10 protein-coding genes are annotated in these 13793 nt (G+C 67.3%); 6 read left to right on the forward strand and 4 right to left on the reverse strand.

The features are described from left to right. The 5 genes from N5C28_RS22145 to N5C28_RS22165 all read left to right on the forward strand — a co-directional run bounded on the left by N5C28_RS22145 (window position 1) and on the right by N5C28_RS22165 (window position 8835). Window positions 1–1953 (forward strand): DUF2207 domain-containing protein, encoded by a 1953-nt coding sequence (locus N5C28_RS22145; protein ID WP_279825518.1) that lies wholly within the window; start codon window positions 1–3, stop codon window positions 1951–1953. Window positions 1954–2111: 158 nt separating this feature from the next. Further along, a complete protein-coding gene (locus N5C28_RS22150; RefSeq protein WP_279825519.1) occupies window positions 2112–3449 on the forward strand; it encodes a serine hydrolase in 1338 nt (445 codons plus the stop codon). A gap of 98 nt (window positions 3450–3547) precedes the next feature. Beyond that, window positions 3548–5422 carry a DUF1302 domain-containing protein gene (locus N5C28_RS22155; protein WP_279825520.1) on the forward strand — a complete coding sequence of 625 codons (1875 nt, stop codon included), beginning with the start codon at window positions 3548–3550 and terminating at the stop codon, window positions 5420–5422. Window positions 5423–5424: 2 nt separating this feature from the next. Next, window positions 5425–6768 (forward strand): DUF1329 domain-containing protein, encoded by a 1344-nt coding sequence (locus N5C28_RS22160; RefSeq protein WP_279825521.1) that lies wholly within the window; start codon window positions 5425–5427, stop codon window positions 6766–6768. A 102-nt stretch (window positions 6769–6870) separates the two neighbouring features. Then, window positions 6871–8835: an alkyl sulfatase dimerization domain-containing protein gene (locus tag N5C28_RS22165; RefSeq protein WP_279825522.1), complete on the forward strand. Its 1965-nt coding sequence runs from the start codon at window positions 6871–6873 to the stop codon at window positions 8833–8835. Window positions 8836–8986: 151 nt separating this feature from the next. Here the strand turns inward: N5C28_RS22165 and N5C28_RS22170 are convergent, their stop codons facing one another. From N5C28_RS22170 to N5C28_RS22180, 3 genes are all read right to left on the reverse strand, one after another. After that, a complete protein-coding gene (locus N5C28_RS22170; RefSeq protein WP_279825523.1) occupies window positions 8987–10375 on the reverse strand; it encodes a DUF1254 domain-containing protein in 1389 nt (462 codons plus the stop codon). Window positions 10376–10511: 136 nt separating this feature from the next. Further along, window positions 10512–10823 (reverse strand): DUF202 domain-containing protein, encoded by a 312-nt coding sequence (locus N5C28_RS22175; protein WP_279825524.1) that lies wholly within the window; start codon window positions 10821–10823, stop codon window positions 10512–10514. Further along, window positions 10816–11199: a DUF202 domain-containing protein gene (locus tag N5C28_RS22180; RefSeq protein ID WP_279825525.1), complete on the reverse strand. Its 384-nt coding sequence runs from the start codon at window positions 11197–11199 to the stop codon at window positions 10816–10818. The genes N5C28_RS22175 and N5C28_RS22180 overlap by 8 nt, the downstream gene beginning before the upstream one ends. A 329-nt stretch (window positions 11200–11528) precedes the next feature. On the opposite strand from N5C28_RS22180, the gene N5C28_RS22185 reads away from it, so the two are divergent. Further along, window positions 11529–12500, forward strand: a complete 972-nt coding sequence (locus N5C28_RS22185) for a LysR family transcriptional regulator (RefSeq protein WP_279825526.1) — start codon at window positions 11529–11531, stop codon at window positions 12498–12500. Here N5C28_RS22185 and N5C28_RS22190 read toward each other — a convergent pair. Next, window positions 12464–13762 carry an MFS transporter gene (locus N5C28_RS22190; RefSeq protein ID WP_279825527.1) on the reverse strand — a complete coding sequence of 433 codons (1299 nt, stop codon included), beginning with the start codon at window positions 13760–13762 and terminating at the stop codon, window positions 12464–12466. The genes N5C28_RS22185 and N5C28_RS22190 overlap by 37 nt on opposite strands. Between the last annotated feature and the right edge of the window lie 31 nt (window positions 13763–13793).

The raw sequence follows: 13793 nt of genomic DNA on the forward strand, positions 1-13793 counted from the left end.
ATGCCTGGATGGCTCACACGCTTTTTGTGCCTTGCCCTGCTGGGGCTGGCCACGGCCGCACTGGCCAGCGAAGACGAACGCATAACCGACTACAGCGTGGACCTGCAGGTCCACACCGACGGCAGCCTGCTGGTGGCCGAGCAGATCACCGTCGAGGCCCGGGGCGATGCGATCAGCCGCGGCATCTTCCGCGACTTTCCGGTGCGCATGATCAGCCTGGAAGGCCTGCAGCGCAGCGTCACTTTCGACGTGCTGGAGGTGCAGCGCAATAGTCAGCCGGAGCCTTACCAACTGGAGTCGATGGGCGCCGTCGAGCGTGTGCGCATCGGCTCGGCCAGCCAGCTGCTGCAGCCGGGCCGCCACACCTACCGCATCCTCTACCGCACCGACCGGCAACTGATCGCCCGTGACGGCGAGGACGAGCTGTACTGGAACGTCACCGGCAACGACTGGCTGTTCGCCATCGACCGGGCGCGGATCAGCGTGCAACTGCCGGACGGTGCCAACGTGCTGCGGTTCGACGCCTACACCGGCCCGCGAGGCGCCCAGGGCAAGGCCTTCCGCCTGGTGGCGCAGGACGGGGCGCGTATCGAGCTGGAAACCACCGCACCGCTGGCGGCCTCCGAAGGATTCACCGTCGCCGTGGCCTGGCCCGCGGGGCTGATTCAGCAGCCTGCCCTGGGCAAGCGCCTGCTCTGGGCGCTGCAGGACAACCCCGGCGTGGCCTTGGGCAGCCTGGTGCTGCTGGCGCTGCTGGGGTACTTCCTGTGGCAGTGGCGGCGTGTCGGCCGCGACCCGCAGCGCGGCCTGGTCATTCCCCTGTTCCAGGCGCCGGAAGGGCTGTCGCCCGCGGCGGCCGGGTTCGTCTGGCACCGCGGTTTCGGCATGGCCTACAGCCCGGCCAAGGCACTGACCGTGGCCCTCACCTCGATGGCCACGAAGCGCGCCCTGAACCTGTCCGACAGCGGCAAGGGCTACACCGTCAAGGCGGCCGGCAAACCCGTGCCACCACTGCACCCTGGCGAGCGCAAGGTATACAGCGCGCTGTTCGACAGCGCCTCCGCCCTGACCCTGGGGGACAGTTACCAGCCACGCCTGAAAAAGGCACTCGACGCGCTGCACGCCAGCATCACCGAGAACTACCATGCGGCCTGCTTCCGGCTCAACCGCCAGCAATGGTGGCGCGGCGCGGTGCTGGCACTGCTCGGCGTACCGCTGACCGTGCTGCCTGGCCTGGCGCCCGGTGACCTGATGGCGGTGTGCATGCTCTCGCTGTTCGTCCTGGCGTTCGGCTCCTTCGGGGTGATGGCCCTGTTCCGCTGCCTGCGCAACTGGCGCGCCGGCCAGCGCCTGAGCATCCTGCCGGGCCTGCTGTTCGGTTTGATGTTCACCAACATCGGCCTGCTGGCGCTGGTGATGATGGTGAACGGCACACCGAGTCTCTCGACCTGGAGCCTGGCCCTGGTGCTGGCCTTCGCGGTGCTCTGCGTGCTGTTTCGCTGGCTGCTGGAGGCGCCGACCCTGCACGGTCGCGAAGTACTCGACAAGCTTGAGGGCTACCGCGACTACCTGATGCTGGCGGAAAGCGAGCTGCTGGAAAAGGTCGCCAACGCCCCGGCCATGACCATCGCCCTGTACGAGCAGCACTTGCCCTACGCCATGGCGCTGGGCGTCGAGCAGCAATGGAGCGCGCGTTTTTCCAAGGCACTGGAGAGCGGCCTGATCAGTGCCCCGAAAGACAGCTATCAGCCGCAGTGGTATTCGGGCCGCCGCCTGCCCGACCCGCAGGCGCTCAGCTCGAGCCTGTCCTCGAACCTCGGCCGGGCCGCCGCGGTGGCCTCCACCGCACCCACGCAGTCGTCCTCGTCGTCGTTCGGCAGCTCCTCGGGCGGATCGAGCGGTGGCGGTTCTTCGGGAGGCGGCGGTGGTGGTGGCGGCGGGGGCGGCTGGTAGGCCCGGACAGGGCGAAAGGGAAGGAGACGGCGGCGCCCGGCGGCCTATTCCAAAACGGCATGCCCCGCATCGCACAGTTCTATTAGTTCTCGTGAAAACGCTTGGATAGCATCGGCCCAGGAGTCCTGACAGGACCACTCGCAACTGGGACAACAATAATGAATCCAAGCGTAGCCTCATCCTCGACCCTGCCCGGCAACCGCCTTCGTCGCCTGCTGCCGGGCGCTGCCTTTTCCCTGCTTTGCGCGCTGCAGCCGGCGCTGGCGGCGAGTCCCGCCACGCCGGGTGTCATGGAGGGGTTTCCGCCTGCCGTGGAGATGCGTGTGAACAAGCTCAATGCCTTCCAGCCCCCCTACCTGCGCTGGTCGTTGCGCCATGCACGGGAAGTGTCAGCGACGCGCAACATCCCCCGTTCCGAACAGCCGCTGGTGCTGGCGCCCGGTTCGTCGCGGCCCCTTGGCGCGCTGACCTTCGCCGCAGGCGAGCAGACGCTCGCACTGGATGACTACCTGCAGCAAACCGTGACCGACGGGCTGATCGTGCTGCACCGTGGGGCCATCGTGTTCGAGCGTTACGACGACGGCTTCGAGGCGCGCCAGCCGCACATCTGGGCGTCCATGACCAAGTCGGTGACCGGGCTGCTGGCGGCGCAATTCATCGCCGAAGGCACGCTCGACCCCAACGCCAGGCTCGCCCAGTACGTGCCTGAGCTCAGCGGCACGCCATTCGGGGAAAGCACGGTGCGGCAGAACCTGGACATGCAGGTGGCCGTGACCTATCCCGAGCACGTGCCGCCGGACCTGGGGCTGTTCGCCGCCACCGGCCTGATTCCGCGGGGGCCCGACATGCCCGCCGATATCTATGCGTTCCTCCAGGTCTCCAAGGCGGTGGAAGGCGCCGCCGAAAAGCCGGTGTTCTTCTACCAGAACGGCTCGCCCGAGGCCCTGGCCTGGGCATTGCGGCGCATCTCCGGGCAGAACTGGGGCGAGCTGGTGAGTCAGCGCATCTGGTCCCGTTTCGCCCAGGAGGACGCCTACGTCCAGATCGACGCGCTGGGCACCGAGATGGCCAGTGGCGGCATCAGCAGCAACCTGCGCGACGCGGCGCGTTTCGCCGAATGGGTCCGGCGCGAACTGGGACGCAACGTGGCGGGGGACAGTTTCAACCAGGCCGTGCGCAGCCTCCTGGAAACCGGCGACGTCGAGGTGTTCGCCAAAGGCAACCTGGGGCCCGCACGCCCGGGCTACGCCTACCGCAACTACTGGCTGCAGAAGAACGACGCGGATGGCTCCCTGGAAGCCAGCGGGCGTTTTGGCCAGAAAATCTACATCAACCCGCAACGCGAGGTGGTGATCGTCAAGCTCTCGGCCACACCTGACCAGGCCCGCCGCGCGACCAGCGCCGACGGTCCCGCCAAGGTCGCTGCCAGGGCGATCGATTCCCCGGCCACCTTCAACAACATGGTCGACGCGATCCTGGCCGACCTGCCGCACTGATCCTTCCTGGCTGAACGGCGCAGGCCACTGCGCTTGGGCCAGCTATTGCCTGCAGAAACCTGCAACCACGACCCGACAACAACAACGAGAGGGTTTGTATGAGCCATTCAATCGGCAACTCGACACATCGCACCGGCTTCACCCGCACCGCGCTGGCGCTGGGCATCGCGCTGGCGGCGCAGCCCACGCTGTCCTCGGCGGCCACCTGGCAGCTGGACGATGACTGGAGCCTGTCCAGCAACACCACCCTGTCACTGGGTACCAGCTGGTCCCTGCAGAGCGCCGACAAGGGCCTGCTGAACAAGGCGGATGCCGCCAGCATCGGCAAGGTCGGTGTCGGCACCAACTACAACGGTGACGACGGCAAGCTCAACTTCGATAAGGGCGACACCATCTCGACCCTGTTCAAGGGGCTGACCGACTTCGACCTGAACGACGGCTCCCAGGGCGCGTTCATCCGCTTCAAGTACTGGTACGACCATGCCATGGCCACCGGCAATGGCGACTTCCGACGTTTCGACGACGCCGGCTGGCAGCGCCTGGCCCGGTTCAAGGGCTTCGAAGTGCTCGACGCTTACCTGTGGAAAGACTTCGAGGTGGCCGAGCGGCCGCTCAGTATCAAGCTCGGCAAGCACGTGCTGAGTTGGGGCGAGGCGCTGTTCCTGCAGAATGGGGTCAATGCCATCAACCCGCTGGACGTCTCGGCGTTCAACCGTCCCGGCACCGAACTCAAGGAAGGCCTGCTGCCGGTGGAGATGGTGTCCTTCAACTACGACCTGGCCGACAGCCTCAGTGTCGAGGGTTTCTGGCAGTTCAATTTCCGCCCGTCGGTGCTCGAGGGCTGTGGCACCTTCTTCAGCACCAACGACGCGCTTCAGGAAGGGTGCCAGTACGACAAGCTGATCGCTGGCGGCCTCTCCACCACCGACATCTCCAGCATCGACAACGTCCTCAACGCACCGCCCGGCATGGCGCCAGCCACCGAGCGCTACCTGCGCCGCACGGCCACCGACTGGGCCAGCGACACCGGCCAGTACGGCCTGGCCATGCATTACCTGATCGAGTCGCTCAACGACGCCGACCTCGGCCTCTATTACCTCAACTACCACAGCCGTACGCCACTGCTGTCCGGGGTGATCGCTCGCCAGGCGCCCAACTCGGGTGGCAATCCCGGCGCCAACCTCAATACCGGCGATTACTTCACGGTCTACCCGGAGAACATCCGTCTGTTCGGCGCCAGCATCAGCGGCGTGGTGGGCAGCACCGCGGTGTTCGGGGAGCTGACGTACCGCCCGAACATGCCGCTGGGCTACAACTCCGCCGACCTGATCAACCTGCTCGCCGGCCAGGCCAACAGCGCGATCATGCCCATGACCCCGGCCGAGCTCGCCGCCGCCCGCGGCAGCCGGGTGGACGGCTATACCCGCGCGGAGGTCTGGCAGCTCAGCCTGGGCGCCGCCGACAGCTTTTCCAACGTGCTCGGCGCCCAGCGCCTGGCCTGGGCGGCGGAAGTGGGGGGCAACTGGATCGGCGGCCTGGACCCGCAGGACCTGCGCCTGGGCCGTGCCGGTGCCTTCGGTCGCACGCCGACCTCCGACGGTACCCCCTGCTCGACGCCTGCCGCACAGAACCCCGCCGGGCTGACCGCCGCCGAGCTGGCGGCTGCCACCAACTGCAACACCCACGGCGTGATGACCGCCTACTCCTGGGGGTATCGCCTGCGCATGGGGCTGAGCTACGAGGACCTGATCCCCGCCACCGTCGTGACCCCGTCCGTCAACTGGCGCCACGACGTCGAAGGCTACGGCCCCAACTTCCAGGAGGGCCAGCAGGCGCTGGGCCTGGCCCTGACCTTCGACTACCGCAACGAGTACTCGCTCGAGCTGGCCTACAACAGCTTCTTCGGCTCCAACGAGTTTTCCCTCATCGATGACCGCGACTACGCCTCGGTCACTGTCAAAGCGAGCTTCTGACCATGACTGCCTTCAAGATCCTTCCCCTCGTCCTTGGCCTGCTGACCGCCTGCACCCTGGTACAGGCCAAGGAAAACGACCCGGCGCGCCTGGACGGCCCGCTCACCCCCGTGGGCGCCGAACGCGCGGGCAACGCCGACGGCAGCATTCCGGCCTGGGACGGCGGCATGAAGCCGGGCGTGGCGGCGGTCAGTGCCAATGGTGACTACACCGATCCGTTCGCCGGCGAGCAGCCGCTGTTCGTGATCACCAACGCCAACCTGGCCCAGTACAAGGACCAGCTGAGCCCCGGCCAGCAGGCCCTGTTCGCCCGTTACGCGGACTACCGCATGGCGGTGTATCCGACCCACCGCAGTGCCACGCTGCCCCAGGCCTACCTCGATGAAAGCCGCAAGAACCTGGAGCAGGTGACGCTCACCGACGAGGGCAACGGCCTGGACGGCTACCACTTCGGCGTGCCTTTTCCACAGCCCACCGAAGGCCTGGAGGTGATGTGGAACCACCTCACGCGCTACCGCGGTGGCTCGATCCGGCGCCAGTTCTCCTCGGCGACGGTGCAGGAGCGGGGCGACTACACGGTGGTCAGTTCCCACGGCCTGACGGTGTTCCGGGAGAACATCAGCGACCTGGACCCGAGCGAGAACCTGCTGCTGCTCAACCGCGTGCGCACCACGGCGCCCTCGCGCTATGCCGGGGAAGTGACCCTGGTGCACGAGCCGCTCAACCTGGTGGCCGGCGTGCGCTCGGCCTGGCAGTACAACCCGGGCCAGCGGCGTGTGCGCCGGGCACCGACCGTGGCCTACGACAGCAGCGCCCGCTACAGCTTCGGCCAGGTGGTCGCCGACAGCGTCGACGGCTACAACGGGGCGCCCGACCGTTACCAGTGGGCGCTGCAGGGCAAGCGCGAAATGCTGATTCCTTACAACGCCTACCGCATGGCCAGCAAGCAGACCCCCTACAGCGAACTGCTGAAGCCGGGTTACCTCAACCCTGAGCACGCGCGCTACGAGAAGCACCGCGTGTGGGTCGTCGAAGCCACCCTCAAGCCGGGGGCGCGCCATGTGTACGCCAAGCGCCGCTTCTACCTCGACGAGGACACCTGGCAGATCGTGGCCGCGGACATCTATGACAGCCGCGGCGAGCTGTGGCGCAGCTACGAATCGCACATCGCCATGCTGCATGACATCCAGCTGCCGCTCACCGTGGCCGAAGCGACCTACGACGTGATCTCCGGGCGCTATGCGGTCAACTACCTGACCAACGAAGTCACCGCCAAGGCGCAGTACGGCGAGACCCTGTCGAAGACCGAGTTCACGCCGGCGCAGCTCAAGCGCCTGGGCAAGTAGCGGCCAGCCGCCTGGCCGACCGGTTTGGCGACCACGCATCGCCAAAGTCGGCGCCCTTCGGGGCGCCGGCATTTTGCATTTTTCTCAGCAATGGATATGACCATGCCTCTCTTTCGCCTCAGTGCCCTGACCCTGGCCCTCATCGCCTTCGGGGCCCATGCCGAGCAGCCGGTCGCGGCCAAGCCTGCCACCGCTATCACCCAGCAGCGCAACCAGGCCTGGCTGCAACGCCTGCCGTTCGAAGACCGGGCCGATTTCGACAGCGCCCGGCGCGGCCTGATCGAACCCTTCGACGGGGTGATCCGCAACGCCGATGGCAAACCGGTGTGGAACCGCATGGCGTACAACTTCCTCGACGGCAACGATGCCCCGGCCAGCGTCAACCCCAGCCTCTGGCGCATCGCCCAGCTCAACAACATCGCCGGCCTGTTCGAGGTGCGCGAGCGCGTCTACCAGATCCGCGGCATGGACCTGTCGAACATGACCCTGATCGAGGGCGACAGCGGGCTGATCATCATCGATCCGCTGATCAGCACCGAGACCGCCCGCGCCGGCCTCGAGCTGTACTACAAGCACCGTCCGCGCAAGCCGGTGGTCGCGGTGATCTACAGCCATTCCCATGTCGATCACTTCGGTGGCGTGCGCGGGGTGATCGACGAGGCCGACGTGAAGGCCGGCAAGGTCAAGGTGATCGCCCCGGAAGGCTTCTACGAGCACGCCGTCAGCGAGAACGTGCTGGCCGGGCCGGCGATGATGCGCCGCGCCCAGTACATGTACGGCGCCGTGCTGCCGCGTGGCGAGCGCGGCCAGGTCGATGCCGGCCTGGGCAAGGGCACGCCGGTCAATGCGACGGTCACGCTGATCGCCCCGACCGACCTGATCGTCGAGCCGCTGGAAACCCACGAGGTCGATGGCGTGACCATCGAATTCCAGCTCACGCCGGGGACCGAGGCACCGGCGGAAATGAACATGTATTTCCCCCAGTTCAAGACCCTGTGCATGGCCGAGAACGCCACCCACACCCAGCACAACGTGCTGACCCTGCGCGGTGCCCTGGTGCGCGACGCCAAGGTCTGGGCCCATTACCTGGACGAGGCCCTGGTGCGTTACGGCGAAGAGGCCGAAGTGCTGTTCGCCCAGCACCACTGGCCGACCTGGGGCGGCGACAAGATCCGCGACTACCTGGCCGATCAGCGCGACATGTATGCCTTCCTCGACAGCCAGACGTTGCGCCTGATCAACCAGGGCCTGACGCCCACCGAGATATCCACCGAGCTGGCCTCGCTGCCGCCGCGCCTGGCCAGCAAGTGGTACAGCCGCGACTACTACGGCTCGCTCAGCCACAACGTGCGCGCGGTGTACCAGCGCTACATGGGCTTCTACGACGGCAACCCGGCCAACCTCGACCCGCTGCCGCCGGAAGACGCCGGCCGCCGCTACGTGGCGGTGATGGGCGGCGCCGAGGCCGTGCTGACCGCGGCGCGCCAGGCCTTCGAAAAAGGCGACTACCGCTGGGCGGCGCAACTGCTCAACCACCTGGTGTTCGCCGAGCCGGACAACGCCCAGGCGCGCGCGCTGCAGGCCGACACCCTGGAGCAGCTGGGTTACCAGAGCGAGAACGCCACCTGGCGCAACGTCTACCTGAGCGGCGCCCACGAGCTGCGCCAGGGCGTGGCCGAAGGCCGGGCACGCAACGGTGCCCCGGACATGGTGCGGGCCCTGACGCCGAGCATGTTCTTCGATTACCTGGCCGTGCGCATCGACGCCATGAAGGAAGCCGACCGCGACCTGCTGATCAACTGGCGCTTCACCGACCTGGGCGAGGCGTACGCGCTGACCCTGCGCAATGGCGTGCTGACCCACCGCAAGGATTCGCGCCACGCCCGGGCCGACATCGACGTGAGCATGAGCAAGGCGCTGCTCGACCGCATCGCCCTCAAGGAAACCGGTTTCCTCAAGGAAGCGACCATCGGTGGCATCGAGATCGAGGGCGGGCGCGTGCAACTGCTCAAACTGCTCGGCGGCCTGGACGAGGCGAACCCGCAGTTCAACCTGGTCACGCCATGAGGCATTGAACCAGGACGGTTGCGGTCTCCCTGTAGGAGCGGACTTGTCCGCGAGCTTTTTCTTGGGCCGGCAGATCAATGTCAGCCCCAAGACCGCCGAGCTCGCGGCTGAAGCCGCGCCTACAGGGGGCGCCGTCTGAACCATTGCCCGTTCAGGGTAGGGTCTCGATGACGGGCGGCAGCCAGCGTTGTTCCAGCACCTCGGGCAGCGGCCAGTACAGGCGCAGGAACAGGTTGAACGGCCCCTGCGGTGCCGGCAGCCAGTTGCGACGCTGTGTCTCCTCGGTCGGCGGTTCGTGCTGGATATGGATGTCCAGCGAGCCGTCGGCGTTGTAGTGCAGGTCATCGCGGTCGCCCAGGGCGTAGCGGTTCAGCGGGTTGGCCGACAGCAGCTGGCGTTCGTCATACAGCGTCAGCGACCAGAAGGCCCGCGCCGGCGGCAGCTGGTCGGCGGCGAAGTGCAGCACGTAACGCTGCTGGCCCGACAGTGGCTGGCCCTGCGCATCGACATGCAGGTTGGGGTAGATGGCGTCGTCAGGTGCGTTGGCCCCCAGCCCGATCTTCGCGACCACCGCCCGTTGCTGGTAGCGGGTGCCGTATTCGCCCAGGGTGTAGCCGATTCGCCACCCGTTGTAGGTCTTGCCCTGTTCCATCAGACGCTGGGCATCGTCGAGCAGGGCGACCACCCTGGCGTAACCGATCCGGCTGCCCAGGCGCTGCAGCGGGGATTGTGCCAGGTGGCAGTCATCCTCCAGCAAACCGGCTGCGCGTAGGCGCGCGAGCATGGGCGCGTCTTCGGGGCGGGCCGGGTTCACCTGCAGCAACTGGCAGAAGGTGGTGAAGAAGGTTTCGCGGTTCCAGCCGGCCAGTTGCCGGTCCGGCCCCCTGTCGCGCTGCAGGGGCGGCAGCGGTGCCATCTCGGGCGCAAGTGCGGTGCGCGGCTGGCCCTGCCAGGCACTGAGCGGCATGAGGCGAAAGCGGTCCTGCAGTGCGTGGATCTCGGCGTAGTCGTCGGGGCCGCGGCTCTGGATACGGCCGATCATCCACGCCAGCTGGGTCGGGATGCGGATCAACTGCATGCCCGGCGGCACGTCGCCCTGCCAGGAGGGGCCGGCGACCAGGAAAGTCTGGGCGCCGCTGCCGGTGGTGCGGGTGCCGGGGCTGCTGACCACGTTGGTCCAGGCGTCCATGATCGGCATCATGTAGTAGTGCCCGGTGGTGTCGGGGATGTCCATGACCACCGGTTCCTGTCGCAGGTCGAAGTGCACGATGCTGTACAGGGTGTCGACGTTTGGCGACACCACACTGTTGAAGCGGGCATCCGGGAAGCGTCGGCTGTGGCGGAAGGCGTTGACGGCCGTGGTGCCGAGTAATTGCTGGTGCTGCTTGGTCAGCTCCATCAGCACCAGCGGGTAGGCGAACAGGTAGGCCTGCGCCGTCTCCCTGGCCTGCTGCACCACCGAGTAGGCCGTCAGGCTGCCGGCGAGCGTGGCGGCAGCGGTGAACCCGAGGGCCCAGCGGGTCTTTCTGCCAAGATTCATGGGCACATCCTCCTGAGCTGCAGGTGGACGTGTGGGGCCGCGAGGGGCCGTTCCGAAGGGTTGTTCATTGTTGTTATCTCCGGTGGTGAAACCCCTGCCGGCAAGCCGACAGAGGGGGCGAGCGACGCACGGGGCGTCAGGGAAGGGGAATCGTCAGCGCCCGGAACATCGCCAGCGTGGCCATCGCCACCAGCAGCAGGCCGGTGGCGAATACCAGGTAGGGGCGCGCCCGGCCGCATTCATCGCGCAGCATCGCCAGGCTGTGCCGGTAACTGCGCTGCTGGTGCAACCAGAGCCCGCCTGCGGTGGCCAGGGCGATCAGCGTCACCGCGATGTCCAGGCCGCGCAGGGCCAGGCAGGCGATCACCAGCAACGACAGTTGCGTGCGACGCCACGCCAGCTCTGTGCGCTCGGCTTGCAGGCCGGGATCGACCGAGGCGTCAGCCATGCCAGCGGGGCCAGAACAGGCCGACCATGACCAGGGCGGTCAGGCAGCAGCCCAGCGCCAGAAGCGGCACCAGTACGGGCAGTGGCAGGGCGTGGCGATGCCGCAGGGCGCGCTCGACGGCCAGCCAGCGCAGGCAGGCGCCGGCGCCGACCAGGATGCTCAGCGACAACAGGCTCAGCGTCAGGGTCAGCCGCAGCAGCGGTTCGAATGCATTGCCGGCGAAGGTTTCCACGGCGATGCCGCCGCCGAGCAGGGCCAGGGCCGTGCGTATCCAGGCCAGGAAAGTACGCTCGTTGGCCAGGGTGAAGCGCGGGTCGGGTTCGTCGCCACCGAGCAGACGTTCGCTCAGTGGCTTGCAGGGTGTGGGCGTGTGCATGTCAGTCCGAAAAAAGACGCCGCCGGCCCGGGGAGACCGACGACGTAAAGAGCGTAGGTACGGCGCGACGATGGGGGTGAAACCAGGCCGTGGCAGGTTCATGTCCGGGCGTTCCTCATCCACCGGGGGAGGCGACATTCGAGTGCAAAAGAACGGCCGGCGGGTGCCGCCTGAACCGGCGCCTCGTCGCGCCTCGGGCTGTAATGTTGCGTTGCGAAAACTCCCTTCGCGTCCGCGTTTCGGGGATACTAGGGACGCACGAAAAACCCCACAAATAGGGTCTTCGGATAGACCCCATAACGCTTCGGCATGGCCCTGGTGAGAACCGCATGACCCTCAAGCAGCTCCGTTATCTGATTGCCATCGCCGAGGCGGGCAGCTTCTCCGCCGCGGCCAGACGGGCCTACATCGCCCAGCCGGCCCTGAGCCGGCAGATCAGCCTGCTGGAGAGCGAATTGCAGATGCAGTTGCTGGAGCGCCAGCATGACGGTGTAGCGCTGACCGATGCCGGCCGGCAGCTGTACGAGGTGGCGCGCTCGGTGGTGCAGAAACTCGACTCGGTGAAGGACGAGCTGACCTCGACCCGGGGCAATCCCAGGGGGCATGTGTCCATTTCGATTCCGGCCACGGCCTCGGCGCTGCTGTTGCCGGAGATCATCGCCCGGGCCACGGAGAAATTCCCCAGCATCAACCTGACCGTTTGCGACGGGCTCACCCGCGAGGGTGGCCAGGCCATCGAACTGGGCAAGGTGGACTTCGGTGTGGTGCCCAACGCCGAGGAGCTGGAGCACGTGACGGCCGAGCCGATCTTCACCGAAGACCTGTACTGGGTGGGGGATTCGACCGGCAGCCAGGACACCTCGCCCATCACCCTGGCCGAGGCGGGGGCGACCCGCCTGGTCATGGCGCCGCGGGTGCTGCACCTGCGCCGGCGCATCGAGCAGGCCGCCATGGAAGCGGGGGTGGTACTCAACGTGGCGTACGAGCAGCAGTCCGCTCCGGGGATCGCCAGCCTGGTGCGCAGTGGGCTGGCGGCGACCATCTGCAACTGGCCGCCCCTGGAAGAACTCTACCAGCCGACGGCTGCGCGACTGATCGTCGAGCCGCGCATCACCCGTACCGTGTCCATCGCCTATTCGGTGCACAAGCCGCTGTCGTTCGCGGCCTCGTGCATGCGTGACCTGGTGCGCGGCATCCTGCTGGATGCGGTGCGCACCGGTCGCTGGCGGGGCAGCCTGATCGAGCGCAGCGAGGGTGACGACACTCAGGCGCGCGAGCCGAGCGCCGGCGCGTCTTCCTGAGCCAGGCGCTCACGCGAGCGCTGCGGGTTCATGCTGATCAGGCCGATCAGGCCCGCCACGACCATCACTGCGCCACACACCAGGAAGCCCTGGGCGTAGCCCTCCGGGTGGTCGGCCCCGGCGCCGTGGACCAGCAGGCCGGTGATCACCGGTGCCGAGAGGCCGGCCAGCGAGGCCACCGCATTGCCGATGGCGAGGATGCCGCCGCGCTGGCTGCTGGGGGTGAACTCGGCGAGCATCGCCGGCCCCACCGAATACATCACCAGGGCCAGGCCACCACTGAGGGTCAGGGTGATGATGCGCGTGGTGACGGACAGGTCGGTGAGGATCAGCGACGCCGAGAACAGCCCACCGGCGATCAGACACAGCGAGACGAAGGCCCCACGCGCCAGGCGCGAGGGAATGCCGCGGCGCATCAGGCGCTGTGACAGCCAGGCCATGAACAGGCTGAGCGGGGTGGTCACCAGCACGAACATCACGAACATGTGGCCGGTCTTCAGCGGGTCGATGCCCAGGCCGATCTCCAGGTAGCTGGGCACCCAGGTCAGGGTCAGGGCCAGCGACCAGTTGGCGGCGAAGTGGCAGGCGTAGTTGCCCAGCACGCTGCCATCGGTGAGCAGACGGCGATAGGGCACGCGGTGGGTGTCCGGGGCCGCCTGGCCGCTGCGCAGGTTATCGAGCGTGCCTTCGCGACCCAGCATCAGCCACAGCGCGCACCAGACGAGGCCGATGGCGGCGAGCACCGCGAAGTTGGTGCGCCAGCCGTAGTTCAGGCTGATCCACGGGATCATCGCACCGGCCACCAGCAGGCCCATGGCGCTGCCAGAGTGGAGCAGGGCGACCGGCAGGCTGCGGCGGTCATCGGGGAACCACTTGTACAGGGCGTGGGTGGCCACCGGCGAGGCAGGCCCTTCGCCGATACCCAGCAGCACGCGGCAGGCGACGATCATCCACAGCGAGCTGACGAACAGCATCGGCAGCTGGATCACCGCCCAGAACAGCCCCATGCCGAACAGCAGGGTGCGGGTCGGCCGGCGGTTGGCGAGGAAGCCACCGATCACCGCGGAGACGGCGAACAGCCAGTGCAGGGCCCCGCCGATCAGGCCGAATTCGGTGGGCGTCAGGCCCAGTTCCTTGGTCATGGGGACGCCAACCAGGCCGATCACCACCTTGTCGAGGAAGTTGACCAGCATCATGAAGGCCAGCAGAAAGGCGATCGTCCAGGCCTTGCGCGGTTGGAAGCCCGTTTCTTCTCGGGTCATGGGAGTTCTCTCTTGTTGTTGTGAGTACCCC

Source organism: Pseudomonas sp. GD03944 (assembly GCF_029839275.1).
In the GTDB taxonomy this organism is placed as follows: Bacteria; Pseudomonadota; Gammaproteobacteria; order Pseudomonadales; family Pseudomonadaceae; genus Aquipseudomonas.